At 70.8% G+C, this 25,336-nt stretch carries 24 protein-coding genes, 1 other RNA gene and 1 pseudogene; 14 read left to right on the top strand and 12 right to left on the bottom strand.

The window, feature by feature from the left end; all coding sequences use genetic code 11:
• The first annotated feature begins 113 nt into the window (after positions 1 to 113).
• Complete coding sequence (locus tag FRADC12_RS18620) at positions 114 to 1,010, top strand: ATP-binding cassette domain-containing protein (RefSeq protein ID WP_232303885.1); 897 nt, start codon at positions 114 to 116, stop codon at positions 1,008 to 1,010.
• Between the two features lie 630 nt (positions 1,011 to 1,640).
• Here FRADC12_RS18620 and FRADC12_RS18615 read toward each other — a convergent pair.
• Both FRADC12_RS18615 and FRADC12_RS18610 read right to left on the bottom strand, forming a co-directional pair.
• Positions 1,641 to 2,507 (bottom strand): molybdenum cofactor guanylyltransferase, encoded by an 867-nt coding sequence (locus FRADC12_RS18615; protein ID WP_045879824.1) that lies wholly within the window; start codon positions 2,505 to 2,507, stop codon positions 1,641 to 1,643.
• A gap of 112 nt (positions 2,508 to 2,619) precedes the next feature.
• Positions 2,620 to 4,527, bottom strand: coding sequence for an alkyl/aryl-sulfatase (locus FRADC12_RS18610; RefSeq protein WP_045877605.1), 1,908 nt, complete (start codon positions 4,525 to 4,527; stop codon positions 2,620 to 2,622).
• A gap of 287 nt (positions 4,528 to 4,814) precedes the next feature.
• Between FRADC12_RS18610 and FRADC12_RS18605 the strand changes: the two genes are divergently transcribed.
• Positions 4,815 to 6,071: a sensor domain-containing phosphodiesterase gene (locus tag FRADC12_RS18605; RefSeq protein WP_045877604.1), complete on the top strand. Its 1,257-nt coding sequence runs from the start codon at positions 4,815 to 4,817 to the stop codon at positions 6,069 to 6,071.
• Between the two features lie 33 nt (positions 6,072 to 6,104).
• Here the strand turns inward: FRADC12_RS18605 and FRADC12_RS18600 are convergent, their stop codons facing one another.
• Entirely contained in the window at positions 6,105 to 7,652 is a 1,548-nt protein-coding gene (locus FRADC12_RS18600; protein ID WP_045877603.1) for a Na+/H+ antiporter, read from the bottom strand.
• Positions 7,653 to 8,035: 383 nt separating this feature from the next.
• Between FRADC12_RS18600 and FRADC12_RS35010 the strand changes: the two genes are divergently transcribed.
• Positions 8,036 to 8,125: an alkyl sulfatase dimerization domain-containing protein gene (locus FRADC12_RS35010; RefSeq protein ID WP_502685314.1), complete on the top strand. Its 90-nt coding sequence runs from the start codon at positions 8,036 to 8,038 to the stop codon at positions 8,123 to 8,125.
• A pseudogene (locus FRADC12_RS35005) lies at positions 8,122 to 8,190 on the top strand (hypothetical protein); the annotation flags it as partial. The gene FRADC12_RS35010 and the pseudogene FRADC12_RS35005, both read left to right, overlap by 4 nt.
• Here FRADC12_RS35005 and FRADC12_RS18590 read toward each other — a convergent pair.
• The 3 genes from FRADC12_RS18590 to FRADC12_RS18580 all read right to left on the bottom strand — a co-directional run bounded on the left by FRADC12_RS18590 (position 8,189) and on the right by FRADC12_RS18580 (position 12,228).
• Positions 8,189 to 8,821, bottom strand: a complete 633-nt coding sequence (locus tag FRADC12_RS18590; protein WP_045879823.1) for a TetR family transcriptional regulator — start codon at positions 8,819 to 8,821, stop codon at positions 8,189 to 8,191. The pseudogene FRADC12_RS35005 and the gene FRADC12_RS18590 sit on opposite strands and share 2 nt — an antisense overlap.
• A 53-nt stretch (positions 8,822 to 8,874) precedes the next feature.
• Positions 8,875 to 10,293 carry an MFS transporter gene (locus FRADC12_RS18585; RefSeq protein ID WP_045877601.1) on the bottom strand — a complete coding sequence of 473 codons (1,419 nt, stop codon included), beginning with the start codon at positions 10,291 to 10,293 and terminating at the stop codon, positions 8,875 to 8,877.
• Positions 10,294 to 10,392: 99 nt separating this feature from the next.
• The gene (locus tag FRADC12_RS18580) at positions 10,393 to 12,228 is read right to left on the bottom strand and encodes a glycoside hydrolase family 15 protein (protein WP_045877600.1); all 1,836 of its coding nucleotides are present in this window, start codon (positions 12,226 to 12,228) and stop codon (positions 10,393 to 10,395) included.
• A gap of 303 nt (positions 12,229 to 12,531) precedes the next feature.
• Between FRADC12_RS18580 and FRADC12_RS18575 the strand changes: the two genes are divergently transcribed.
• The 8 genes from FRADC12_RS18575 (at position 12,532) to FRADC12_RS18540 (ending at position 19,222) form a co-directional block, all read left to right on the top strand.
• A complete protein-coding gene (locus FRADC12_RS18575) occupies positions 12,532 to 12,942 on the top strand; it encodes an SHOCT domain-containing protein (protein WP_198152960.1) in 411 nt (136 codons plus the stop codon).
• A 438-nt stretch (positions 12,943 to 13,380) separates the two neighbouring features.
• Positions 13,381 to 14,649, top strand: a complete 1,269-nt coding sequence (locus FRADC12_RS18570) for a DUF2252 domain-containing protein (protein ID WP_283215141.1) — start codon at positions 13,381 to 13,383, stop codon at positions 14,647 to 14,649.
• 552 nt (positions 14,650 to 15,201) lie between these two features.
• Positions 15,202 to 15,729 carry a DUF2231 domain-containing protein gene (locus FRADC12_RS18565; RefSeq protein WP_045877599.1) on the top strand — a complete coding sequence of 176 codons (528 nt, stop codon included), beginning with the start codon at positions 15,202 to 15,204 and terminating at the stop codon, positions 15,727 to 15,729.
• A 43-nt stretch (positions 15,730 to 15,772) separates the two neighbouring features.
• Complete coding sequence (locus tag FRADC12_RS18560) at positions 15,773 to 16,528, top strand: response regulator transcription factor (RefSeq protein ID WP_232303882.1); 756 nt, start codon at positions 15,773 to 15,775, stop codon at positions 16,526 to 16,528.
• A 137-nt stretch (positions 16,529 to 16,665) separates the two neighbouring features.
• Positions 16,666 to 17,529, top strand: coding sequence for a histidine kinase dimerization/phospho-acceptor domain-containing protein (locus tag FRADC12_RS18555; RefSeq protein WP_045877598.1), 864 nt, complete (start codon positions 16,666 to 16,668; stop codon positions 17,527 to 17,529).
• 287 nt (positions 17,530 to 17,816) lie between these two features.
• Positions 17,817 to 18,218 (top strand): hypothetical protein, encoded by a 402-nt coding sequence (locus FRADC12_RS18550; protein WP_232303881.1) that lies wholly within the window; start codon positions 17,817 to 17,819, stop codon positions 18,216 to 18,218.
• A 39-nt stretch (positions 18,219 to 18,257) separates the two neighbouring features.
• Positions 18,258 to 18,809, top strand: a complete 552-nt coding sequence (locus FRADC12_RS35000) for a DUF4389 domain-containing protein (protein WP_157488918.1) — start codon at positions 18,258 to 18,260, stop codon at positions 18,807 to 18,809.
• Positions 18,810 to 18,811: 2 nt separating this feature from the next.
• The gene (locus FRADC12_RS18540; protein ID WP_045877595.1) at positions 18,812 to 19,222 is read left to right on the top strand and encodes an MFS transporter; all 411 of its coding nucleotides are present in this window, start codon (positions 18,812 to 18,814) and stop codon (positions 19,220 to 19,222) included.
• 320 nt (positions 19,223 to 19,542) lie between these two features.
• Here FRADC12_RS18540 and ssrA read toward each other — a convergent pair.
• The 6 genes from ssrA to ftsE form a co-directional block, all read right to left on the bottom strand.
• Positions 19,543 to 19,915: a transfer-messenger RNA gene (gene ssrA / locus FRADC12_RS30080) on the bottom strand.
• A gap of 347 nt (positions 19,916 to 20,262) precedes the next feature.
• Positions 20,263 to 20,730 (bottom strand): VOC family protein, encoded by a 468-nt coding sequence (locus FRADC12_RS18535; RefSeq protein WP_045877594.1) that lies wholly within the window; start codon positions 20,728 to 20,730, stop codon positions 20,263 to 20,265.
• Between the two features lie 142 nt (positions 20,731 to 20,872).
• A complete protein-coding gene (locus FRADC12_RS18530) occupies positions 20,873 to 22,060 on the bottom strand; it encodes a THUMP-like domain-containing protein (protein ID WP_232303880.1) in 1,188 nt (395 codons plus the stop codon).
• A gap of 188 nt (positions 22,061 to 22,248) precedes the next feature.
• Positions 22,249 to 22,728: an SsrA-binding protein SmpB gene (smpB, locus tag FRADC12_RS18525; protein WP_045879819.1), complete on the bottom strand. Its 480-nt coding sequence runs from the start codon at positions 22,726 to 22,728 to the stop codon at positions 22,249 to 22,251.
• 220 nt (positions 22,729 to 22,948) lie between these two features.
• A complete protein-coding gene (gene ftsX / locus FRADC12_RS18520; protein WP_045877592.1) occupies positions 22,949 to 23,821 on the bottom strand; it encodes a permease-like cell division protein FtsX in 873 nt (290 codons plus the stop codon).
• Positions 23,821 to 24,591 carry a cell division ATP-binding protein FtsE gene (ftsE, locus tag FRADC12_RS18515; RefSeq protein WP_045877591.1) on the bottom strand — a complete coding sequence of 257 codons (771 nt, stop codon included), beginning with the start codon at positions 24,589 to 24,591 and terminating at the stop codon, positions 23,821 to 23,823. The genes ftsX and ftsE overlap by 1 nt, the downstream gene beginning before the upstream one ends.
• Before the next feature lie 236 nt (positions 24,592 to 24,827).
• Between ftsE and FRADC12_RS18510 the strand changes: the two genes are divergently transcribed.
• Both FRADC12_RS18510 and FRADC12_RS34995 read left to right on the top strand, forming a co-directional pair.
• Positions 24,828 to 25,019: a hypothetical protein gene (locus FRADC12_RS18510; RefSeq protein ID WP_045877590.1), complete on the top strand. Its 192-nt coding sequence runs from the start codon at positions 24,828 to 24,830 to the stop codon at positions 25,017 to 25,019.
• A gap of 65 nt (positions 25,020 to 25,084) precedes the next feature.
• On the top strand, positions 25,085 to 25,318 hold the full coding sequence (locus FRADC12_RS34995) for a PQQ-dependent sugar dehydrogenase (RefSeq protein ID WP_232303879.1): 234 nt from the start codon (positions 25,085 to 25,087) through the stop codon (positions 25,316 to 25,318).
• Positions 25,319 to 25,336 lie beyond the last annotated feature (18 nt).

The following is a 25,336-nucleotide window of genomic DNA, read 5'->3' as shown; positions in this document are numbered from 1 at the left end:
CAGGGTGCCCGGCCGGGCCTAACAACGAGATAACGGCCGCCGTTCGGCCCCTGTCAGCGCCCGGTCCCTAGAAACCGGTGCTGCCACCAATGGCACGCCACAGGAGGGGACCGATGGGAACGAGCATTGAGGTTGACGGTCTGCACAAACGGTTCGGTGGGACCAAGGCCCTGGACGGGATGACCTTCACGGTGTCACCGGGCCGGGTGACGGGGTTTGTCGGGCCGAACGGGGCCGGCAAGTCCACGACGATGCGGGTCGTCCTCGGCCTGGACGCGCCCGACGCAGGCACGGCGCTGGTCGGCGGCCGGCGGTACGCGACGCTGCCGCGCCCGCTCGGCTGGGTCGGCGCGCTTCTCGACGCGACGGCGCAGCAGCCGGGCCGCTCCGCCCGCGACCACCTGCTGTGGCTGGCGCACTCGCAGGGGCTCGGCCGCCGCCGCGTCGACGAGGTGCTCGACATCGTCGGCCTCGCGGGCGCAGCCCGGCGCAAGGCCGGCGGCTACTCGCTCGGGATGCGCCAGCGGCTCGGGATCGCCGCCGCGCTGCTCGGCGACCCACCGGTGCTGATGTTCGACGAGCCGTTCAACGGCATGGACCCGCAGGGCATCGTGTGGATGCGCGGCTTCCTGCGGGCGCTCGCCGACGGCGACCGGACGGTGCTGGTCTCCAGCCACCTGATGAGCGAGCTGCAGGACGCTGTTGGCCGGCGGGTTGGTGCTGCGGTTGCGCGACGCCTGACGGTCCATCGACGGCGTGCCTTGGCCCCGTCGCGCCGGCGGCCAGTGTCGTCCGGCGCGGCGGGCCGCCCCGGGACCGGCCGCGACCGACCTGTGGCTCGGGGCGGACGGCATCGCCGCGCACCTGTCCGCGGCCCAGGGCACGACCGCGTCGGACATCGACGACGCCGCCGCCGCCGCCGCCGCGGGGATGCTCACCCGCTCGGTTCACCCGGCCGGAGGAGGCCGCAGCCGTCCTGCCGCTGGCCAGCGACGTCCGCGCCAACATGACCGGCGCGGACATCCGGATCGACGGAGGCATGATCACCACCTGGTGACCGGCCCACCAGTTTCCCCTGCGCATCTGGGGATCAAGGAGGTCTCGCACCCCGCCGGGAAGCGTTGATCACTCGTTGCGCAGGCAAAGCGGCGTTCGGTGCCCCAGTTTGTCCTCTTTATTCCAGCGCAGTTCTCGATCAAGGCGCGGCAGCTTGGCCAGCTAGCCGGGATGATCGGCGTCTGCGCAGGCGAGTCGGCGCCTCGGAACCAGGCGGGACGGCGCGAGACGGCCAGAGCGTCGGGCGGACCGGTTGTTGCGCTCGATGCCGGGTCCGGACCAGGGCTGCGGCAAGATAACAGTCCGCATTGATCAAACTACGCTTCCAGTCTGGTCGGGCCTGGAGAAGTACTTTGAGTTGATCCGGAAACCCAGTAACCACAGGCGGTTCACATCGCTGCCGGCCTATCCGTGCCGACCGAATCCGACTACCTTGAGTTGCCACACGCTACCGAGAGCGATCTCGCCGCAGCCCTGGGTCCGGGCTGGCCTTGTACCGGGGTCAACCCCGAAGGTGAACGGCTCTGGGCAGTCGCGCGCCGATCTGATCTCGGCCTGCGAGGGTGCGGTGCGCGGTCTCGCGTTCAGCCACGCGGGCCGGCGACCAGGAAGGAGACCGCGTCGCCCGGCACGAGAGGTGTCGCGGCGTCGGTGACCATGGCGCCGTTCAGCGCCGCCGTCACCGCCCGGCCCACCGGCAGGCGGACGGCGTCGGCGGCTTCCTGGATCGTCGCCGCGGGCACCAGCCGCGGCCCGCCGGGCGGGTCCGGCGGGCCGCCCGCGCCGACCAGCCGCACGGCGACGGCGGGTGCCGGACGAGCGCGGGCGGCCGCGTAGTCGGCGGGAGTGTTGACGTTCAGCAGGGAGTCCAGGTCCGGGTCCAGGGCCGCGAGCACCGGATCGGCCCTGAGCGCGGCTTCGTCCAGCCGGAGCACGGCGCAGGCCTCGAAGAGGAAGGCCGGACGCAACCGGTCCTGCTCGACCAGCCGGGCGGCGAGCTCGCCGAGCCCCGTCCGGTAGCCGGCGGCCAACGGCTGCTGGTAACCACGCGCGACCGGCAGAACGACGTCCGGACCGGCCGGGCCGTCAAGCGCCCGGAGCACCGTCGTGACGAAGGCTGGATGCAGGAACGGCAGGTCGGTCGACGCGACGAACGCGCTCTCGGCCCGGCCGAGCAACACGGTCAGCCCGGCCGCCATCCCCTGGACCGGGCCCTTGTCCTCGCGCGGGTCGTCAACCACCAGCGTGCCGAGGGGCAGATCCGGGAGCCGCTGCCCGCTGGCCCGCACGACGACCACCGGCCCGTCGACCGCCCGCCCGACGATGCCCACCGTCCGACGCAGGAACGTCGACCCGTGCCACTCCAGCGCCGCCTTCGCCGTCCCCATCCGGACGGACCGCCCGCCGGCCAGCACGACGCCACCGCGGCGCGCGGCCGGTGATCCAGTCATCGGCTCATATTCGTACGCCAGGAGCCCGGCCACAACGTTCCGCGGAACGTGAAGATCCACGGCCCGCGGAACGTCTCGGGCGATCCACCTGCTGATCAGCTCAGGACTGCCGTCAGCCGGCGACGGGCGTCACGATGGGGAAGGATGGGTCGAAGGAGTCGAGCAGTCCGATCAGCACGCGCAGCGCGCCGGGATCCCCGTCGACGGTGACGTCGCCGGTGTGGATCAGCGAGTCGAGGCGGTCCGGCTGGCCGAGGATCTCCAGCAGGTCGGCCCGGGACAGCCTGACCGTGGCGTCGGCCGCGGGCAGCCAGCGACGCCGGAAGTGCAGGACGCCGTTACGGATCCGCAGCGAGCCCTGCTCCCCGCCAACCTCCAGGTTGAGGCTCAGCGGGTGGTGCGCCGCACGTGGGCCGTCCAACCGGACCGCGACGAAGTCGAACAGCAGGTCCAGCGGCATCTCGATCAGGACCGCGGGCTGCACGGGCGACGTCAGGCCACGCTGTATCCCGTTCCGCAGCTCCAGGGCGGCGGTCAGGTAGATGTTGCGCCACTGCGGTCCTTCGGCTTGAAAACCGAGTTGCTCGTAGGCGTCGGCCAGCAGGCCGCGCGCGTCGGCGTCGTCCGGCCGCGCCGTGACCAGATGATCGAGCAGCTCCGCCGCCCAGCGGTAGTCCCCGTCGTCGACCGCGGCGCGGGCCCGTTCGAGCAGGGCGGCCGGTCCTCCCATCGCCTCGACGTAGCGCGGCGCCGTCACGCTGGCCGGGTGCGGGTGCAGGGCTGCCGGGTTGCCGTCGAACCAGCCGAGCTCCTTGTGGAACACCGCCTTCAGGTCGTGGTTCAGCGTCCCGTGGTAGCCGCGGTTCCACCAGGCCCGGGCCAGCGTGTCGGGGAAGCGCAGCCGTTCGGCGATCTCGGCCGGGCGGTACCCGTGGTTCGCCAGCCGCATGGCCTGGTCGTGGATGAACTTGTACGCGTCGCGCTGGGACTCCAGGAACGCCCGGACCTTCGCGTTCCCCCACACCGGCCAGGTGTGCGGGCCCCAGTGCACCTCCACCAAGTCGCCGTAGCGTTCCAGGGCCTCGTCCAGACAATGCGCGAAACGGGCGGCGTCACGGGTTCGCGCGCCGCGCAGGGTCTGGATGTTGTGCAGGGAGTGGTTGGCATTCTCGGCACAGCTCAGCGCGCTGTATTCCGGAATCCAGACGTGCATCTCCTCGGGCGCCTCGGTGTCAGGCGTGTACTGGAACTCGAAGGTGATTCCGCCGAACACCCGGGTCTGTCCGGTCTCGTCGATGATGTCCGTCGGGGAGAGATAGCCGTTCGTCCCGCCGGCGAGGGCCGCGGTGCCGATGCCACAGCCGACCAGCCCTCGTTCGTTCGCCGGCAGCAGCTCACCGAACGCATAGGCGGCCCGCCGGGCCATCACGTTGCCGGCGGTGATGTTCTCCCCCAGCGCCAGGCGCTCGAAGTCATGGCCGGGCGCGATGATCGCGACTCGGCCGGCCGCGACCTCCTCGTGGGAGGTGACGCCGAGCACCCCGCCGAAATGATCGACGTGGGTATGCGTGTAGATCACCGCCGCCACCGGGCCCGCTTCCGGCCGGTGCGTCCGGTAGAGGCTCATCGCATAGCGCGCGGTCTCCGTCCCGCAGCCGGTGTCGATGACGACGACGGAGTCCGCCGTCTCCACGACCGTGAGGTTGGCCAGGTCGTGGTTGCGGACCTGGTAGATGGCCGGCACGACCTCATAGAGGCCGCCGATTCCCATCAGCTTTGACTGCCGCCACAGGCTTGGGTTCACCGTCGCCGGAGAGCCCGCGTCCTCCGGGTGGGCGAGCGCCGCGAGGTCCCAGACCACCCGTCCGTCCGCGCCGCGGACCACGCCGCCGTCCGGCAGCTCGGCGATGAGGCCGCGATGCACGTCGGCGAAGTCCCGGTCGTCGTCGAAGTCCAGGTAGCGAAGCGTCTCGTCGTGCATCGCGGCCGTCGCCGGCGCGACCTCCCGCACGGATGTCATGCCTCTCCCCTCAACCGCGATCCCAAGAATCTCGACCGTGATGCCCAGAACCCACTGAAAGGGCGGCGACAAATCGGGAGAAATGTCTCGGGCCGCAGGAAGCGCCGTTGCCGGTGGGTTCCCGACCGCCTGCCATCAAAACCCCGGCCACGCCTCCCTCCGGGCACCGAGGCTCGTGCCGGCGAGGGGCGTGACGGCCGGCTTTTCGCTGCTCAGGCCGCTGCTGTCCGCGACCGGTCTGGTGTGCGGTGGAACTGCCGGGGTAGCTCGGACTTGTGGAGCGGTTAATGCGGCGCTGCGCGTCCTGCCTCGGGCCCGAGTCCGAGGTGGCGGAGCCGTGGACCGTCCTGGTCGAACTGCTCGACGTGCTGCGGCGCAGGCTGCACATGGAGCTGGCCTGGCTCGGCCAGCTGAAGGGCGACCTGCTCGTCCTGCAGGTGATGAGCGGCGACGGGGACTGTTTCGGGGTGCGTCCCGGCATGAGTATCCGCCAGGGCAGTTCGCTGTGGGAGAAGTCCCTCTCTGGCGAGATTCCGGCAGTGCTCCCGGACGTCCGAGCGGATCCGCGCGCCGCGCGGGTGACGTCGGCGACGGAGTTCGACATCGGCTCGTACGCCGCTACACCGGTCTTCGACGCCGAGGGCGAGACCTACGGCATGCTCGGTTGCCTCAGCCGCGAGCCGAGCCCCGGCCTCGACGAGAGCGACGCCAGCTTCCTGCGGTTGCTCGCGGGATTCCTGTCCCAGTTCGTGATCGATCTCCGCCAGCAGTGGGACGTGCGCAGCGGAGTCTGGCGGCAGATCCGGACCCTGCTGGACGAGGGCGGCCCGCAGGTCCACTTCCAGCCGGTCGTCGAGCTTTCGACCGGCCGGGTGATCGGCCTCGAGGGGCTCTCCCGGTTCCCGACCGCCCTGCAGGGACCGAAGGACCTGTTCGCCGCGGCGGCCACGGTGGGCCTCGGGCCCGAGCTGGAGATGGCCGCGATCCGCAACGCCCTGCGGGCGCTGCCGGACATTCCCGCCGAGGTGACCCTGACCGTCAACGCCTCGCCGGCCACGGCGACGGGCGGTCTGGTCGACCTGGTGCTCAGCACGGGTACGCCCGAACGGGTGGCCGTCGAGATCACCGAGCATGACTACATCGGCGACGACCGCGGCCTGCTGTTGGTCGCCGACATCCTGCGCGGCCACGGGACCCACATCGCGGTCGATGACGTCGGAAGCTGCTACTCGGGGCTCGAACAGCTCCTCCACCTGCGGCCCGAGGTCATCAAGATGGACTACTTCATCACCCACGGCATCGACCTCGACCCGGCGCGCCAGGCGGTCGCGGCCGGGCTGACCAGGATCGCCCAGGAGATCGGCGGGCGGGTCGTCGCAGAGGGCATCGAGACCGTCGCGGAGCTGGAGGCCGTCGTCGCCACGGGCATCGAGTGCGGCCAGGGCTTCCTGCTCGGTCCCCCCACCCCCAGTACCGCGGCGGCCTGCCGCGGCAACCGCCTCCCCCACCCCGTCGGCGCGGCCCGCACCGGGTGGGTCGCCTGAACGCGGGGCCACCCCGCGTGGGGCGGCAGCCGGTCAATCGTCGCCTAGCGCGATCTCCTCGCGGTCGAGGTCGTGCTGGAGGCGGCGGCGCGTCGTGTCGCTGACGCGGTGTTCGTCGTAAAGGCGGAGCAGCTCCGTGTTCTGGACGGCGAGCACCTCGTGGCGAAGGGCCCGGTAGGCCGCGTCGACGGTGCTGCCGTCCGGGCCGTCGGTGGCGTGGTCGAGGCGGGCGGCCAGGGCGCGACGGGTGCGGTCGATGACCACCTCAGGGAGCGCCTCCAGGTCGGCCAGCTGCTCGACGTGGTTGAGCGCCGCCAGGTTGAGCGCGTCGCGGGCCTCGGCCTCCTCGCGCGCGGTGTGCTCGGGCTCCAGGGCCAGGCCCGAGCGGTTGACCACGCCCGGCAGGGTCAGCCCCTGCCCGACCAGGGTGATCGCCACGACTGCGGTGGTCAGCACCAGCACGAGCGGACGCCCGGCCAGCGCGGAGCCACCCCTCGCGGTGAGGGGGATGGACAGCGCGGCCGCCAGGGGCATCACGCCACGGGTGCCAGCCCAGGTAACCACCCCGGCGACCCGCCACGGCAGCGCGCCCTGGCTGGGCCGAACCGCCCGGGTGAGCGGCAGTGTCCAGACCAGCCGGACCGCGATCAGCACCACCGCGAGGCCCAGCGCCTGCAGCGGCCACCAGCCGCTGCCGCCGGGCAGGTCGCGCACGAGGGCCGGCAGCTCCAGGCCGACGATGCTGAAGACCACGCTCTCCAGCAGGAACACCACAACCGCGTACACGGCCTGCACCTGCAGCCGGATCCGCGCGTCGCTGAGCCGGTGGCCATAGCCGCCGAGCACGACGCCGGCGACGACGACCGCGGTGACTCCTGAAGTGTGCGCGGTCTCCGCCACCACATAGGCCGCATACGGCGTTACCAGCGCGATCACGGTCTCCAGCACCGGATCGGTGGTGCGGCGCCGGATCAGCCCCACCAGGCCCGCGACCGCCACCCCGATCAGGCTCCCGCCCCCGCCGAGGAGCAGGAACTCCCCGGCCGCCGGCACCAGCTCGACCGACCCGCCGGCCGCCACGGCGACACCGACCGCGACCTTGAACAGCACCAGCGAGGTGGCGTCGTTGAACAGGCTCTCCGCCTGCACCAGCACCTGGACCCGGCCGGGCAGGGCCAGCCGCCGGCCGAGCGCGGTCACGGCCACTGGGTCCGTGCTCGCCAGCACCGCGCCGAGCACGAACGCCATCCCGGCGGGGAGGCCGGTCACCGCGACGGCGGTGAAACCGACCGCGGCGGCCGAGGTGAAGACCAGGCCGAAGGCGAGGATCGTGACCGGCCGCCACACCGCCCGCAGGTCGCGCAGCGACAGCTCCTCGGCGGCGGCGTACAACAGCGGCGGCAGCACGACCAGCGCGATCGTCTGCGGCGGGATGCGCAGCGCCGGCACGCCGGGGACCGACGCCACCCCGAGCCCCGCCAGCACGAGCAGTGACGGAGCCGGCACTCGCCAGCGCCGGGCGAAGGTCGCCACGACGGTGGCGAGAACGACCAGGAAGAGAACGATCCCTACAGCGCGCACCGCAAAAGCCCCATCACGACGAGCGGGGTCACCGCCGCCAGCTCGTTACGGTCGTCTCCCGCGTCGACCAGACTTCCCGGCACACCGGTCCCGACTCTACCGGCGTCGGGCGCCCGAATCGCCGCGTCGGAGCGGGCGCCGGCCCCAGTCCGCCGCCGCCGGCCCGCCGAAGGCCAGAATACGAAGAACGCTCGAGCTTTCGCCGACCAGGCAGACGTCGTCTTCGCCTCCCACCACTGGCCGGCCTGGGGCACCGAGAACGTGCTCGATTTCGTTCGGCTCCAGCGTGACCTGTACGCGTACCAACCTGACCAGACCACGCGGCTTCTCAACAAGGGCTACACCGGCATCGAGATCGCCGAGATGTTCGAGCTGCCCCCGCGCTGCAACACGCCTGGCACACCGACGGCTACTACGGCTCGATCAGCCACAACGTCAAGGCGATCTATCAGCGCTACATGGGGCTGGTATGACGGAAAACCCGTCCCGGCTGTGGCAGTATCCGCCAGAAGAGGCCGCCCGCCGCGACGTCGATTTCATGGGCGGCATCGCGGCGGTCGTCGAGAAGGCCCAGCGTTCGGCGCAGGCAGGTCGAGCAGGCGGCACGCGTAGTGGAAGACCCGCTCGCGCAGGATGCTCGGGTCGAGTGCCGCGAGGGCGGGCTGGCCGACGGCGGTGATGGCGGCGGCGAGCATCGCGGCGGGAATGCTCCACTCGGTCTCGCTGTCGTCGTCCACCAACAGGGCGAACATCCGCCTGGTCAGGCCACTGAACGGCTCGTGCCGCGCGAGGACCCGCATCATGGCCGGGTCACCCTGCCTGGCGCGGACCTGGGCGCGGCTGCGGACCGAGAAGTCGACCAGCTGACGCAGCAGGGCCCGGCGCGCCTCCACCCGGCCGGGCGCCGCCTCGGCGTCCTCGGCGGCCGCTTCAAGCGCGACAAGCGCGTGGTCCGCCGTCGCGACGACGATCTCGCCCTTGGTCTTGAACTGGTGGTACACCGCCGCCTTGGTGACCCCCATCGTGTCGGCGATCATCTGCAGCGAGGTTCCGGCCACCCCGTACTCCGCGAACAGCCCGTACGCGGCGGTGATCACCCATACCTGGGCCGGGGTGTGCCGGACGTCGGCCAGCCGCGTACCCGAGCGAGAACGCGTCGCCGAGGCCACGGACACCGCTCGACGAGGTGGGCCCCGTCCGCGTCGTAGGCGACGCGGCGGGGCTAGCGGTCGGTCCGGCTCGGGATGAACAGCGCGATCACGAGGCCGATCAGGGTGATGACCAGCAGCGTCGTGAGCGAGAGGGCGAAGGGCCGGCCGCCCGGGTGCGTGGCCGCGACGAGGATCGAACCGGCCAGTGCCGTTCCGAGTGACGACCCCAGATTGGAGATGCTGCGGGACAGGCCGGAGATGTCGCTCTGGTCGCTGTCCGGGAAGCTCGACTGGACGAGGTTGACCGCGGCGGTGAGCATGACGCCGACGCCCAGCCCGGTCAGCAGGAGCCCGGGAACGAGGCTCAGGTTCCCCGACGTCGCGCGGACCAGCGCGAGCGACACGGCCATGCCCGCCGCGGTCACGACAAAGCCCGCCTGAATGAGCGCCCGTTGTGAATGGCGGCTGGCGAGCCTTTCCGCGGCCGCCGAGGCGATCAGGATCCCGGCGCTGGCGGGAGTGAGCATCAGGCCCGTCTCGATCGCGTCGTACTTCCAGACCTGCTGGAGGAACACGCTGATGACGAAGAAGGTGCCCTGCATCGCGAGCCACTGGACGAGCTGGACGCCAAGGCCCAGGTTGGCCGTGCGGTTGCGCAGCAGACTGCCGCGAAGCAGCGGCTCCTTGCCTTTTAGCTCGCGCGCGTGCAGGTACCAGAAGAACCAGCCGAGGATGGCCACGCCGATGCCGATGGACAGCCAGACCGGCGACATCCCACCCTTGGAGATCAGGACCGTGCCCCCGACCGAGAAGTCCTTGCGGGAGACGAGCCAGCCGTAGGTGTTGGTCTGCAGGATTCCGAGCACCAGGAAGAACAGACCGGCCGCGGACAGCACGGCGCCACCCAGGTCGAAGGGCGGCCGAGGCTCCGGGCGCGGCTGGTCGGCGAGATCGCGGGCCAGATAGATGATCAGCACCACCACCACGACCTGGGTCAGGAACAGTGCCCGCCAGCCGATCAGGCCCGTGATCAGTCCACCGATCAGCGGCCCCGCCGCGGACCCCAGGGCACCGGCGCCGCTGACCACGCCGAAGTACTTCGCCCGGTCCCTGACCTCGGTGAAGGTCACGGTGACCAGGATGTACACCGGCGGAATCATCAGCGCGGAGCCCACGCCCTCGAGAATCGAGTTACCGACGATCATCACTCCCAGGCCGGGCGCGAGCCCCGCCAGGAGTGCGCCGATGCCATAGACGGCCAGGCCGGCGATGAAACACGTCCGCCGGCCCCAGAGGTCCGAGAGCTTGCTGCCGGGGACCATCAGCGCGGCCATGGTGAGCGTGAACAGCGTGATCGTCGTCTGTACGCCGATGACGGTGGTGTGCAGGTCCTTCGCGATCGCGGAGATGGCCACGTTCAGGCTGGACGCCGCGAAGCTGCAGATGAGCTGCGCGAGCGCGAGCGGGAGGACGACCGCGCGCGCGGTGATCTCCGCCGGGCCGCCGGGCGACGGTTTCAGCGTGCTCCTCCTCGAGCCTGCGTCCAGTCGGCTGGTGAACGGTTGGTTGGCCGCCGGCCGCGCGGGCCGTTACCTCGGCGTGTTCTCCGCCGCGTCGAGCTCGTCGTCCAGCGCCATGGCCGCGGCGACGAGCGCGAGGTGCGTGAAGGCCTGCGGGAAGTTGCCGAGCTGCTCCCCGGAGGGGCCGATCTCCTCGGCGAAAAGGCCGACATGGTTGGCGTAGGTCAGCATCTTGTCGAAGGCGTACCGGGCCTGGACCAGCCGGCCGGACCGGGCCAGCGCCTCGACGTACAGGAAGCTGCAGAGGTTGAAGGTGCCCTCGGAACCGCGCAGCCCGTCCGGGGACGCCTCGGGGTCGTACCGGTAGACGAGGCTGTCGCTGACCAGCTCATGGCCCATGGCGTCGAGGGTGCTCAGCCAGGCGGGGTCATGGGGAGACAGGAACCCGACTCGTGGCATGAGCAGCAGCGAGGCGTCCAGAACGTCGGTGTCGTAGTGCTGGACGAACGCCTGACGCTTCTGGCTCCAGCCGCGTTCGATGATCTGGTTGAAGACCGCGTCGCGGGCCCGCGTCCAGCGGGGAATGTCCGCGGGGCGCGAGGCCTGGGTCGCCAGGCGAATGCCGCGGTCGAAGGCGACCCAGGTCATGAGGCGGCTGTAGGTGAAGTCGCGCTGACCGCCGCGGGTCTCCCAGATCCCCTCGTCGGGCCGGTCCCAGTGTTCGGTCAGCCAGTCGAGCATGGCGGCGAAGGCCTGCCAGCCGCGGACGCCGCCGATGTCGCCGGCAAGACCGAGCGCGTCGGCGGCCTCTCCGTAGATGTCGAGCTGGATCTGGTCGGCGGCGGCGTTTCCGACCCGGACCGGCGCCGATCCGCGGTAGCCCTCGAAATGGTCGAGCGTCTCCTCGGTCAGCTGCGGGTCGCCGTCGATCCGGTACATGATCTGCAGCGGCTCGCCGGAGGCGGTGCCACCGTCGGTGAGCCGGTTGCGCAGCCACCGCCGGAAGGCCTGAGCCTCCGCGGTGAACCCAAGGTCGATCAGTGACCGGACCGAGAGGGACGCGTCCCGGATCCAGGTGTACCGGTAGTCCCAGTTGCGCTCTCCGCCGACCTGCTCCGGCAGCCCGGCCGTGGCCGCGGCGATCGGCGCACCCGAGGGCGCGTAGGTCAGCAGCTTGAGGGTGATCGCGGAGCGGTAGACCTCGTTCTTCCACCGGCCGCGGTATGTGCAGGAACGTAGCCAGGTGAGCCAGAAGCGGCGGCAGGACTCCAGATCGTCCCGGATGGCCTTCAGCGACAGCGGTTCTGGCTCGACGCTACCCGGAGCGTCGCTGGTCAGAACGACGGCGGCGACCTCGCCGGCCGAGAGGGTGAAACTCGCCGAGACATCGGTGGAGTCGGCCTCGAAAGCGATGGGCCCGGTGGCCTGGAGCCGCAGATCGGTGTTGGGGCCGTGGAAGAGCGCGGACCGGCGGTCGAGTTGCGTGACGGTGTGCGGCGCACGGCCGTAGTCAAACCTCGGGCGGCAGGTAAAGGTGAACGGAAGCGTTCCTCTCACCACCCGGGCGACTCTCAGCAGGCGGTGCTGGCCGGTCGGCACCGTGGTGTCCAGCGGTTCCATGAAGTCGGCGACCTCGCCGACCCCGCTGGGCGCCATGAAGCGGGTAATCAGCACGGCGGTGTCCGACAGGTACAGCTGGCGGATCGTCAGCCCGTTCCCGGGCAAAAGGTCGGCGGCGAGCCGGCAGTATCCACCGCGTTCGCTGTCCAGCAGCGAAGCGAAAATGCTCGGCGAATCGAACCGCGGCGTGCACCACCAGTCGATGGACCCCTCGGAGGACACCAGCGCCGCGGTCTGAAGATCCCCGATCATTCCGTGGTCGGCGATCGGAGGGTAGCTGCTCACGGTCGCGCTCCTTCGGTCATGCCCCGCTGACTGCGCCGGCTTCCAGCCTCGGCGGCCAGTGCTCTCCGAGTTCTGAGCGTGCGCCCGATCCCGGTTCGGCGCACGCCGACGGCCGACCACTACGCGTGCGTTGCGGCGGATACGCCCGGAATTCCGCAAAGCCGCCGGGTAGAAGTCCCAGAAGTCCAGTTCGCGCGCTGCCGGAGAATTGCTCGCGCGTGACCGTCCGTGACTGATCGAGTCGACAGTCTCGCGCCGCGGCGGGATTGTGCAGATGTTACCGGCTACGGGACGGAGGACGAAGTGCTGGCTACCCAGTACCTTGCGTACGACTATCCGGTTCTAGGCGCCTTCTGGACCATGCTCTGGATCTTTATGTGGGCGGTCTGGCTGGTCCTCGTCATTCGAGTAGTTGTCGACATCTTCCGCGACAGGGAGTCGAGCGGCTGGGTAAAGGCCGGGTGGCTGGCACTCGTCCTCATCCTGCCGTTCTTCGGAATCCTCGCCTACCTCATCGTGAAGGGGCAGGCCATGGCCGACCGGGACTCGCGCCGGGTCGAGGACCAGCGCAGCACGCTCAACGCCTATATCCGCGACGTGGCCGGCGGGAGCAACAAGGACGTCGACGACCTGACCAGGCTTTCCCGGCTCAGGTCAAGTGGCGACATCACCGACGCCGAGTTCCAGCGCGCGAAGGAGAAGATCCTGCACTGACAGTGAACCCATTCCACTGCCGTTGACGAACAGGCCCGGCCTGGGCCTGGAACGCATCGGTGGAAAAGGCTCAGTCGCTGCCGGCACGCCGTTCGCCGCCGGCCTCGTCGGCGGCGGACGGTGCCGGCCCGGCAGCGGCTGACCAGCGACCTGCACGCGAGTCCCGGCGAGGCCCCAGGGAGGCCGAGAATGACCACCGCTGTCACAGCTCCCCCGGCGCGTCGGTCGCGGCGGCGCCCCACCGCCGGCGGCTCGGACCGCACTGGACCGCACGGCACTGGACCGGACCATGCCTGGCTGGACGATGCAGGGCCGGACGGTGCTGGACCGGACGCGGCTCGACGCGCCGCCCGGGGACGAGCCGCCCGGGCCTCGGCCCCACGCCGAGCCCACGCGCAGTATGCAGCGGCCCCCGACCGGGCCGACCCGGTCGAGGTAATCGACCGTCAGTCGCGGTGCCGCCTAGCCGAGCTGGTCCCCCTGCGCTACCAGCGGATGACGGAATCGCCGTTCAGGTTCTACCGGGGCGCCGCGGCAATCATGGCCTCGGATCTCGCCACGACGCCGAACTCGGGCCTCACCGTCCAGCTCTGCGGCGACGCGCACCTGCTGAACTTCCGGCTGCTCGCCTCGCCGGAGCGGCGGCTGGTGTTCGACATCAACGACTTCGACGAGACCCTTCCAGGTCCGTGGGAGTGGGACGTGAAGCGGTTCGCCACCAGCCTGGTCATCGCCGGGCGCGCCAACGGCTTCGGCTCGTCCGAACGACGGGAGATCGCCACCGTGGCGGTCGGGGCCTACCGCTACTGGATGCACCGGTTCGCGGCGATGACCAACCTTGACGTCTGGTACGCCCACGTCGATGTCGAGGAGCTGGCCCCGCGGCTCGCGGATGTGCTGGGCAAGCGGGCTTCCAGACGGGTGTCGCAGGCGACTTCGCGGGCCCGGTCGCGCGACCGGCTGCGGGCGTTCGCCAAGCTGACCGAGGTAGTCAATGGCGAACGGCGCTTCGCCGCCGATCCTCCGCTACTCGTCCCGATCAACGACCTTCACACCGGGCGGGACCGGGATCTGCTGATGCGATGGCTCAGCTCCATCGTCGAGGAGTACTCCGCCACACTGTCGACCGACCGGCGCTCGCTGCTCGCCCGGTACCGCCTCGTCGACTTCGCCCGCAAGGTCGTCGGCGTCGGCAGCGTGGGCACCCGCTGCTGGGTCGCGCTGCTGCTCGGCCGCGACGACGCCGACCCGCTGCTGCTGCAGATCAAGGAGGCCGAGACCTCGGTCCTGGCAGATCACCTGCCCGGGAGCGCGTACGGCAACCAGGGCGAACGGGTGGTCGCCGGGCAACGGCTCATGCAGGCCGCCAGCGACATCTTCCTCGGCTGGCAGCGGGTCGACGGCCTTGATGGACACAAGCGCGACTTCTATGTCCGGCAGTTGCAGGACTGGAAGGGCATCGCGGAGCCGGAGCGCATGGACCCCGACGGCCTGGCGCTGTTCGGGCGGCTGTGCGCCGCCACCCTCGCGCGGGCGCACGCGCGGTCGGGCGACAGCCTCGCGATCGCGGCCTACCTGGGCGGTGGCTCGGCGTTCACCCAGGCGACCGCCGCCTTCGCGGAGGCGTACGCCGACCAGAACGAGGCCGACCACGCCGCGCTTGTCGAAGCCGTCCGAACCGGCCGTGTCATCGCCGCCGCGCCCTGACCACAGCTTCGACGTGTCTCGGGCGACCGAAATCCTGCGGGGCACAGCCGCGCGCGTGCGGGGCCTTCCCCCCGAGCCGCAGCCCCCAGGGAGCGTGGGCGCGGATCACCATTCCGGCGGGAGAGTTGAAGATCTGCAAGCCTTCCTGAGGAGGGCCTGGTCGTGGAGAGGTTCCCCGCAGTGCGAACCGCCAGGTGGTTCGCCGAGCAGCGTGTCCGGGCCGGAAGCAGGGTCGAGCGGCTAGCCGCCCTCCGCCTGCAGAGGATCTCCGGACGGTGACGGCCGATGACGACACCACATCGTCGCCTGGTCTCGCGCCTCGCCGCCGATCTGGAGAGCTCACCGGCCCGGCGCCCGGCCATTGACGTCGTCCTCTAAGAAAACCCTCAGGTATCGGACGGAGCCTGCGGCTTGAGCACGAAGTCGGTCGTCCGTCGCCCCGCCGGGCCGGACCTCGGTCTTCGTGCGCTGTCCTGACCTGCCCTGACCGCCGCGGTGCCCGGCGCGCCAGCACGCTGGCCGCGCTGCCCGCGGCCACAGCCTGGAGACCGCGTGCCCTCGACCATTTTCGGCCTGCCCGTTCACATACTGATCATTCATGCCACGGTGGTGCTCGTACCGCTGGCGGCGTTGCTGCTCCTCGTGGTGGCCTTCTGGCCCCGGCTGCGTCGGGCGCTTGGCCCGCTGCCGGTGCTCGCCGCCCTCGGGGCGCTGATCCTCGTGCCGATCACCTCGCACAGCGGCGAGCAGCTACGGGCCCGGCTGCCAGACAACCCGCTGATCGCCCGGCACGCCGAGCTCGGCGACGGGCTGCTGCCCTGGGTCGCGGGACTGTTCGTCGCGGCGCTGCTGCTGTTGTGGAACGACGGCTGGCGGCCTACGGCATGGGCGTCGCCCGGGCGGGTGACTGGCGGGGCCAGGTCCGCGCACTCGGCGGCGCGGACCACGACATGGGTCACAGCTCTCGCCTTGGCGCTGGTGCTGGCCACCGCCGTCGGTAGCGTCGTGCAGGTCGTCCGGATCGGGCACAGCGGCGCCCAGGCTGCCTGGTCGGGGGTCGGAACGACGTCCGCCGGGTAGCGCCGCACCGCCTCCACGGTCTGGACCACCCGGGAGCGCAGTCGTGAGCACGGAGACCGCCGGCAGCCGCCTGGCCACAGCACCCGCCGCCGAGCCGGCGGCCGAACGGCCCCGGCTGTTGCTCGTCGAGGACGAGCCCTCACTCGCGGACCTGCTTACCGGTGTTCTGAAAGACGCGGGCTACGAGGTCGAGTGCGCCTTCGACGGGCAACGTGCCCTGCACCTCGGGCTGACCCGCCCCTACGACGTGGTCGTCCTCGACCTCGGGCTGCCGGTGGTCGACGGCATGGACGTCCTGCGCGCGTGGCGGACCCGATCCGTCGTCGTGCCGGTTCTCATCCTCACCGCCCGGGGAGCTGTCGCGGACCGGGTGGAGGGGCTCGATGGTGGCGCCGACGACTTCCTGGTCAAGCCGTTCGGCCTCGATGAGCTTTTCGCCCGGTTGCGCGCGGTTCGCCGCCAGCACCTGGACAGAGCCGCCCATCTGCCCCTGCCCGATGGACGGCGCCTCGATCTGGCCAACCGAACCGTCTCTGACCTTCCGGCCAACGCCCCCGGTCACGAAGCCGCCAACGTCAAGGGCTACGTACGGCTGTCCGAGCGGGAAAGCGCCCTGTTGGCGGCGCTGGCGGCTCGGCCCCTGCGAGCCTTCACGCGTGACGAGCTGCGCGAACGGCTGTTCCCGTACGCCGAGCCGGCGGTCGTGGCCGTATACGTCCATTACCTGCGACGCAAGCTGGGCCGATCAGTCATCAGGACGGTACGCGGGGTCGGCTACCAGCTGGGCGGCCAGCGGTGAGCGCCGCAGAGCCACGCCCCACGGCGGGGTCCGCGCTCGGGTCACCCGCATCCCAGGCGCCGGCACCTGTTCAGTCCCGCCTGCCCTGGCCGGGCAGGTCATCGCCGACCGCTCCGGCATGGGCCGAGGCCCGGATCTTGACGGCGAGCCGCCGCCGGCTCGCCGCCGCCGTGGGACTCACCGTCACGGCCGCGATGGTCCTCATCGGCGTCGCCGCCTGGCTGGTCATCCAGCACGAACAGGCGGGCGACGTCGACCGGGCGCTGATCTCCGCTGCCAGGACAGCCGACGATGTCGACGACCCGCCAGTAGACATCGTGATCTTTCTGAGCAGAGCGGGGCGGCCGGTCGAGGCGTCTGACCGCGCGCCAGGCGGTTTGATGGACCCGGCCAAGATCGAAGCCACGCGCAGGGACGGTGTCACTCGCTTCCAGCACCGCAGCCTCGGCGACGACCGCTCCTACCGAATCGTCACCGTCCGACGCGCCGACGCCGCCGGGCCCTTCGTCGTGCAGGCCGCCTACGACCTGCGCCCGCGGGCGCAGGAGGCCGGCCGGCTGCTCAGCGGCCTCCTGCTCTCCGGAGCGTTCGGCCTGTTTCTGGTGGTCGCGGTCAGCCTCGGTATCGCACACCGCGCAGTGCGCCCACTGCGGACGGCCCTCACGGCACAGCGACAGTTCGTCGCCGACGCCGCGCATGAGCTGCGCACGCCGCTCACCGTCCTGCACACCCGTGTACAGGTACTCGAACGCGCGGCGCAACAGGCCGGCCAACCGGACCTGGCAGCCGACGCCGCGCGCATCGTAGACGACACGCGCCGGATGGCTGATCTTGTCGGCGACCTGCTCACCGCCGCGGAGCTTGTCGGCCCAGCGACGACGCCGACGGCAACGGAGCGGGTCGGGCGCAGTCTTCACGCGGCCTGCGCGGCTCAACCAGCTCCGAGTGCCGAGCCCTTCGTGGACGGCGACGAACCTACTGCTCGACAGCGTACAGAGTAACGCATTCCCGTGGCCTTTGGTGGTTCCGTTTGAATACTAGCGGAAAACGCAGCGCTACGCACCGCCAGGACTATCCAGTATTCCCGGCTCCCGGCAGGACACGCTGGTCTTCGGCGGAGAGACAGCTGCGGCCCACGAAATACGATGGAGGTGGCCGCACAGCCGTCCTGGGCAGCCAGCCACCAGGGGCGTAGCACGGCCAGAGGAGACTCGAGATGCCCCTTTTCACCCATTCGCCCGGGGCGCGCGGACGGCGGCCCAGCCCAGGCTTCGCCGCAGCACTGTGCGTGGTGATCGCCGTCATCCATCTCGAGGACCAGAATTGGTTTTCCTTTGAGAAGACGCCCGGCTATGTGCAGGTCGGATATGTTCTTCTTGAAATCGTCGGCCTCGTCACCGCCTGGCTCCTGCTCACTCGGCCGGACCGAACAGCCTGGCTACTAGCGGCCGGCGTCGGCCTCGCTCCCTTCGTCGGGTACGTCCTGTCACGGGGGCCCGGGCTACCCGGGTACACCGATGACAAGGGCGCCTGGAGCGAACCACTCGGCGTGGTCAGTCTCATCGTCGAAGGCCTGCTCTTCCTCACGGCGCTCGTAGCGCTGACGGCGCCCAGCGCCCCCGAGGGCCGCGCCGCCCAGCGCCAGGCCGGCGCGCCCGCGATCACCGAGCGAGATCACGCCATCCGCTGATCCTCGCGGCCTCGATCAGCCAGACAGCCCGACCCGCGGCTGTCGCGTTGGCTCTGGATCGTCAAATGGCTTCTCCTCATCCCCCACTACATCGTCCTCGTCATCCTGTGGGTGGCCTTCGCGGCGCTCACCGTGGTTGACTTCGTCGCGATCCTGTTCACCGGGCGCTATCCGCGAGCGATCTTCACCTTCAACGTGGGAGTACTGCGCTGGACCTGGCGCGGCCTGGCATCCCTCGGGCTGATCGCCGTGGGCGGCGTCGGACTGGCCCTTGACCAGACCGCGCGCCACGATGGCTACCTGACCACCTCGACCCGGACTCTGCAGACCTCGGGCTACGCGCTGGTCAGCGAGAAGGCCGATCTCGGCCCGGCGGACGTCGGGGCTGGACTGCCCGACGTGCTCGGCACCGTCCGCGTGCGGGCCGCGTCGAACGATCCGGCGAAGCCGGTGTTCATCGGCATCGCGCGGACCGCCGACGTGACCGCCTATCTCGACGAGGTCGCGTACGGCGTCATGCGGCCTGATGGGTCGGGAATCTCGCGAGACCACGCCGGCGGCCCGTTGTCGACCACGCCGGGACGCGGCTGATCATGACCTTCGGCCCGGCCACGGCCATCGTGTGCGGATTCGCGATCACAGGTGCCGCGACCGCAGTGCTCGCCGGCCTCCTCACGCTCCAGGGCAGGCAAGTCAGCGTCGGCTGGCTGGTCACCGGCCTGGGCCTCGTCGGACTGGGCAACACCTTCATCCTGCCGAGCTACCTCGGCGCCGCCCTCTCGGACGTACGCCCTCACCAGGCCGGAGCCGCGTCCGGCACCCTCAACACCATCCAGCAGCTCGCCGGATCAGCAGGCCTCGCGGCCATCGGAGCCGTCTTCTTCGCCGCTCGGGGCCCACACCCCACCCACGGCGAGTACGCCCGCACCCAGGGCCGCGGCAAGATAACAGTCCGGATTGATCAAACTACACTTCTAGTCTGGTCGGGCCTGGAGAAGTGCTGAGAGTTGATCAGGAAACCCAGCAACCACAGGCGGTTCACGTCGCTGCCGGCCTATCCGTGCCGGCCGAATCCGACTACCTTGAGTAGTCATGCGCTGCCGAGAGCGATCTCGCCGCAGCCCTGGCCCGCACCGCACACGTCGCCCTCTGGATCGCCGAGCAGACCGAACGAGCTCGTGGATGTGATGGGAATCGAACCCGAAGGGAAAAGGGGGGCTTCGGGGGCGAAGCCCCCGAATACGGGGATTCCAGGGGGTCGCCCCTGGGCAGACATGACGAGGGGACCCGGTTCGCGCTTTCCGCGAACACGGGTCGGCCAAGGTGGTGGAGGTGGCGGGAATCGAACCCGCGTCCTCCGGCGGCGCGTCAGGGCTTCTCCGGGCGCAGCCTGCTACTGATTTCTCGGCCCCACCGGTCCCGCAGGCAGGCCGGTGTGGGCCCAGTCACTGTTTGATTTTCCGCGCTACCCCGTGACCGGGTGGCGAGGTGATCCTCCTAGCGATGCCAGACCCTGGGCCGGAGGCTCTCCCAGGCTGGCAGTTACCTATATCCGTCAGGCCGCGAGGGCGTAAGCGGAGGTAACAGGCTGCTTGTTGTTGGCAGCTATTTTTTTGAGCGGATCGTTTACGAGATAACCGCTCATCCTCGGCCCGCTTCCCCTGGCGTGGCGTCCGAAGTCGAAACCGGTCACCCCCAGGTGAAACATTTTCTTGCAAAGTATGAAATTAGGTGAGGTGCGACGACCCCTGAGGGCCGGTCTCCAAAGGTACTCCCCGGGCCCGCGGGCGGCAAGCTGGTTCACCGTCGCCCGGGACGGACCCGGGGGGTTCGACCTAGACCTGTCTTCCGCACATGGGGTTTCGATGCCCCGACCGATGCCATTTTCGATCATGAAGTGGGGCTCGCATCGACAACCCGCACCCGCTGTGATCGGACGAGTTGAATCCCGTCAGATTTCACTCCCCGGACGCCCAACAGTCGGACGGTGGGCCGACAAGAGATCACTCGTCCTGACCATAGGGTGCACGTGCGGAGAACGGGCCTAGAGGCGCAGCGGCCGGATGGGCGCGGCGAACAGCGACGGGTCGTTGCGCCAGTCGGCCTCGGGGACGTCGACGTACAGCTCGATCTCGTTGCCGTCGGGGTCGTGGATGTACAGGCTGTGCGTCACCGTGTGGTCGGAGGCACCGGAGATCTGGACGCCGGCCGCGGTGATCTGGTCGAGCACGGCGCGCAGCTCGTCATCGGTGTCGCCGACCTTCAGCCCGAAGTGGTACAGACCGAGCCGCCGGCCCGGCGGCAGGCTGGCCGCGCGCTCGCCGACCTCGATGAGCAGCAGCTCGTGATGGGTGCGCCCCGACGAGAAGGCCGCCGCCGGGAACCGGAACGAGTTGCCACCGTTCGGGTCCGGCATGATCTGCCGAAACCCGAGGACGTCCCGGTAGAACGCCGCCGACCGCTCGACGTTGCGCACGTAGAGCACCAAGTGCCCTAGTTCCTTGATCTCCATGTCCTGCGGCCTTCCCGCTCGTCGGCGCTGGCGTCGTCACCGTCGCCGGCCACTTCCCACCAGCATTGTTTCCTGTGCAACGACAGCCAGGCCCGATCTGTTTCGTAACTCTCGTCTCGGCCGACCCGACGACTCGATGAGGTCAGTGGCTGGTGCAGACGAAGGCCCAGGGCTGGTCGTGACGACGAGTCATGATGACGGTCACCGCGGGGCCGCCGGGCACCAGGTCGCGGCGACTGGGGAGCAGTCGTCGGCGCAGCGAGTCGACGTCCCCGGCCAGGCCGCGCCGACGCAGGTCCAGTGCGCTGATCCCCATCGGGCGCAGCAGGGCCGCGAGCTTGCGGACGTCGAACGGCAGGCTCGCCTCGATCCGCAACAGCCGGGCGAACGGCGTCTCGACCGGCTGCTCGGAGGTCAAAAAGGCGATCATCGGGTCGATCTGCCAGGCGCCGAGCCGCCGGCCCAGCGTGCCCACCAGCCCAGCCCGGGTCACCGCCGGGCTGGGGTCGTAGAGGTAGTCGCCGGGGTCGCCGAGCGGGCGGTCAGCCGCCTCGTCCACGTCGGGCTCCCCGGCCAGCGTCGCCAGGTGCCAGGGCAACGACGGTGCCGCACCGGACCCGCCGGGGAGCAGGACGGTGGCGTGGCGGGAGGCACCGGCGGCCAATGCCGGAGAGTAGAGCGCGGCTTCCTTCAGGTCGCGCCCGTCGGCGACGAACTCGATCTCCCACCCCGGGGCCACCAGCTCGGCCGGCAGCCCGGGCGCGGCCTTCACCCCCACCGCCGGCACCCGGTCGGCGAGCGCGAAACACCACTCCAGCGGCGGCTCGCTGGCACCGGTGGCGAACCGGCGGGCGCCGGACCGGCGGGCCGGGTCGACGAACACCGCCTCGACTCCGGCCAGGTCGACCGCGCGGACGTCGGCGCACCGCGCGTCGATCTCCGCGTCCGGTGCGTAGACCCGGGCGTTGTGAACAGCTATCCGTAGATGGGCCGGGTCACGGTCGACGGCGACGAGCGGGTGTCCGGCGGCGGCCAGCGCCAGCAGATCCCCGCCGATTCCGGCACAGAGGTCCGCGACCCGGCCCAGACCCGCGTACCGCGCGGCGCGGTGGCGGGCGAGCGCCTCCGCCGTCGACTGTTCCAGCCCCGCGCGGGTGAAAAGCATCCGCGGCGCATGGGTGAAGGCCCCGGCCGCACGACGGCGCAGCTCCGCCTGGCCGAACGCGGCGGCGACCAGGTCGGCCGGGTGCCCGGCCGCGCGCAGCCGGCTTCCGGCGCCGAGCTCGTCGCCCGTCTCGAGCGCCGCGTCCGCGTCGGCGAGAAGCCGCACACCCGCCGGGGTGCCCAGGGCGTCGAGCTGCCGTGACAGGTCCGGCAGGCCGCTGCCACCCGCCTGCGCGTCACGGCCGTCCTGGCCGTCCTGGCCTCCTGGCGCGAGGCCACCGAAGCCCGGGTCACCGAGTGCCCGCCCACCACTGGCCGGCCGGACGCCGGCCGCGCGGGCGGGCGGGCGCTGGCTCAGCTGAAACGGCCCTTCGCCTGACGGCCCATGATCCGGGACATCTCGCGTTTCGCGTCCTTCTCGGCCAGTGCGTGCCGCTTGTCGTAGGACTTGCGGCCGCGGGCCAACGCGATCTCGATCTTGGCCCGGCCGTCCTTCCAGTAGAGCGCGAGCGGGATGAGCGTCAGGCCGCCTTCCTTCGTCTTGCCGACCAGCTTCTCGATCTCGCCGCGATGCAGCAGCAGCTTGCGCTTGCGCCGCGGGGCGTGGTTCGTCCAGGTGCCCTCGGTGTACTCCGGGATGTGCACGGCGTGCAGCCAGACCTCGCCGTTCTCGACCTGTGCGAACCCGTCGACCAGCGACGCCCGCCCCATCCGCAGTGACTTCACCTCGGTGCCCGTGAGCACGACCCCGGCCTCGTAGGTGTCGAGGATGTCGTACTCGTGCCGCGCCCGCCGGTTCTGCGCGATCGTCTTACGCCCGGTCTCCTTCGCCACCGTCTTTCCCTCTCCCACGTAGTGCCCCGCGCACGCGCCGGCCGCTGCTCAGGCCCGTCGCCGGTCGCGCGCCGGCAGCACCCTCAAGGTCACGAGATTACGCCCCCGGGAACCTCCAGCGCGGGCGCCGGCGGCGGGGCCCGATCAGCAACCCCGCGCGTGGATCTCGGTGTCGCACCCAGGCGTGCGGCCAGTGGGTTGGCCGCCCTGCCGGGCCAGGTCAGGCGTGCAGGTGCCGGCGCAGAGCAAGGCTGCCCATCGCGGCCGCGGCGAGCGCACCGACGGCCATGACCGCCGCCACCGCGAGCCAGACCGCGTCCCAGCCGAAGAGCGGGAACATCGTCTGGTGGGCGAACCGACCGTCGACGAGGAAAGCCTTCGCGGCGACGAGCGCACCAGCGGCCACAGCCCCGCCGATCAGCCCCGACAGCGCACACTCCAGCACGAACGGAGCCCGGATCGTCGCGTTGGTCGCCCCGACCAGGCGCATGATGGCCGTCTCCCGGCGCCGGGAGTGCGCGGACACCCGGATCATCGTGTAGATCAGCAGGCTGGACGCGGTGGCCTGCACGGCGGCGAGCACGAACGCGGCGACGCTGAACCCGTCCAGCATCCGGTACAGCGGGCTGAGCAGCGCGTGCTGGTCGCGGACCGCCTCGACCCCGTCGCGGCCCGTGTACCGCAGCACGATCTGGTCGCCGTCCCGGGGATCGACCAGACGCAGGCGCAGCGCGGCGGGCAGGTCGGCCGCCGTGACGCCGGAGACGACGTCCGGAGACGCCCGGAAGTCACGCTCGAACCGGTCGTAGACCTGTTGCTTGTTCTCGTACTGGACGGCGACCACGGTGGGATCGGCCTTCAGGCCAGAGATCAGGTCAGCGCGCTGAGCAGGGGTGATGCCGTCGGAGAGGTCGATGACGACCTCCAGCTGGTCGAGCAGGTAGCCGTCGATGGTGTGGACCTCGGCCCGCAGTAGCAGGCCCGCGCCGAGCATCGCCAGACAGACCGACGCCGTGATCACCACCGCCGAGGTCACCGCCAGGTTGCGCCGCAGCCCGGCGCCGAGAATCGCGAGCAGGGGGCCGATCCGCACTAGCTCACCCCAGCCGTCCTGCTCGCCCGCGCCGGCAAACCGGCCGTGTCACTCTTGTCCGCCCGCGCCGGCAAACCGGCCGTGTCGTCGCCGTCGTAGGCGCCGCGCTGCTCGTCGCGGACGCAGGCCCCGTCGGCCAGCTCCACGACGCGGCGGCGGCGCGCGTCGACCAGTGCGGCGTTGTGCGTGGCCATCACGACGATCGTCCCGGTCCGGTTGACCGCGTCGAGCAGCCGCATGATCCCCTCGCTGGTCGCCGGGTCGAGGTTCCCGGTCGGCTCGTCGGCGAGCAGCACCCGAGGCCGGCCGACCATCGCGCGAGCGACCGCGACCCGCTGCTGCTCACCCCCGGAAAGCTCGTCGGGGTAACGGTTCTCCTTGCCCGCGAGGCCCACCAGCCCGAGCACCTCGGGAACGACCGTGCGCACCACGTGCCGCGGCCGGCCGACGACGTCGAGCGCGAAGGCGACGTTCCCGGCGACGGTCCGGTCCGGCAGCAGCCGGAAGTCCTGGAAGACGCAGCCGATGGTCCGGCGCAGCAGCGGTACCCGCCGGTCGGGGATCACCGCGAGGTCCGCCCCGTCCAGGGCCACCAGGCCGCTGGTCGCGCGTTCCTCCCGCAACAGCAGGCGCAGCAGGGTCGACTTCCCCGAGCCGGATGGTCCGACGAGGAAGACGAACTCCCCGTCGTCGATGCGCAGGGTGATGTCGCTCAGCGCCGGCCTTGTCCCGGCCGGGTACGTCATCGTCACCGCGTCGAGCCGGATCATTCCGAGCTCCCTCCGCCCAGCCAGGCGGCAGGCCAGCCCGCGCCGCCGCCCCAGCCACCCCGTTCGTCACCGTCCGAGCCACTTCCACAACTGTAGGTGACGGGATGGTCGTGGCCGGTAAGCGGGCGTACGGTAAACGGACGGCGTCCAACGGTGTGGCCCCGCCCGAGACCCGGCCAGTAGATGATCAGCAGGTCGCCAGGCGGCTCGCTGAGCGTGGGAGAGGGGACGACAGCATGTGCTGTGAGGACCTGGTCTGCGCACGCTGCGCCCGGCCGGTGGCCGAAGGCCACTGCTCGACGTGCCGTGCCGCCCGTGCCGAGCTCCACCACGAGTCCAGCGGCTTCAGCCTCACCCCACAGATGGTCGCGCTGATCCTGCTGGTGCTTACGGTCGTCGCGCTCCTCGCCGCCCACCAGGTCCCGTAAAGGGTCCCGCAACGGTTTCGCGTCATCAGGCCCGCTCCTGGCGGTCGCAGGCGAATCATGGGCTCGTGACGCCGAGTTGCGAGCCTGGACGAGCGACCTCGGGTCCACTGCGGGCCGCGGGTGTGCCTACCACCGCCACCCTGGACGTTGGAACCCCGCGAGCGCTGCGCGCCAGCACCTACGGCCGGCTGCGCACCCTGGCCGTCGCCCCCGACGGCACGCTGTGGGTCACCACGAGCAACACCGACAGCAGGGGCCAGCCGAAGCCGGACGACGACCAGATCATCTCCCTGCGCTGAGCCTGGGTCTGACCGCTG

Origin of the sequence: Pseudofrankia sp. DC12 (assembly GCF_000966285.1) — a bacterium.
Classification (GTDB): Bacteria; Actinomycetota; Actinomycetes; order Frankiales; family Frankiaceae; genus Pseudofrankia.
Note: the sequence above shows the minus strand (reverse complement) of the source record. Positions and strands in the feature narration are given on the sequence as shown.

Bases quoted from the DNA above. Each gene is read 5' to 3' on its own strand.
- FRADC12_RS18615 (WP_045879824.1), bottom strand. From the start codon at position 2,507: ATGACTGGATCACCGGCCGCGCGCCGCGGTGGCGTCGTGCTGGCCGGC.
- FRADC12_RS18605 (WP_045877604.1), top strand. From the start codon at position 4,815: ATGCGGCGCTGCGCGTCCTGCCTCGGGCCCGAGTCCGAGGTGGCGGAG.
- FRADC12_RS18510 (WP_045877590.1), top strand. From the start codon at position 24,828: ATGTGCTGTGAGGACCTGGTCTGCGCACGCTGCGCCCGGCCGGTGGCC.
- ftsE (WP_045877591.1), bottom strand. From the start codon at position 24,591: ATGATCCGGCTCGACGCGGTGACGATGACGTACCCGGCCGGGACAAGG.
- FRADC12_RS18535 (WP_045877594.1), bottom strand. From the start codon at position 20,730: ATGGAGATCAAGGAACTAGGGCACTTGGTGCTCTACGTGCGCAACGTC.
- FRADC12_RS18610 (WP_045877605.1), bottom strand. From the start codon at position 4,527: ATGACATCCGTGCGGGAGGTCGCGCCGGCGACGGCCGCGATGCACGAC.
- FRADC12_RS18620 (WP_232303885.1), top strand. From the start codon at position 114: ATGGGAACGAGCATTGAGGTTGACGGTCTGCACAAACGGTTCGGTGGG.
- FRADC12_RS18540 (WP_045877595.1), top strand. From the start codon at position 18,812: ATGACCTTCGGCCCGGCCACGGCCATCGTGTGCGGATTCGCGATCACA.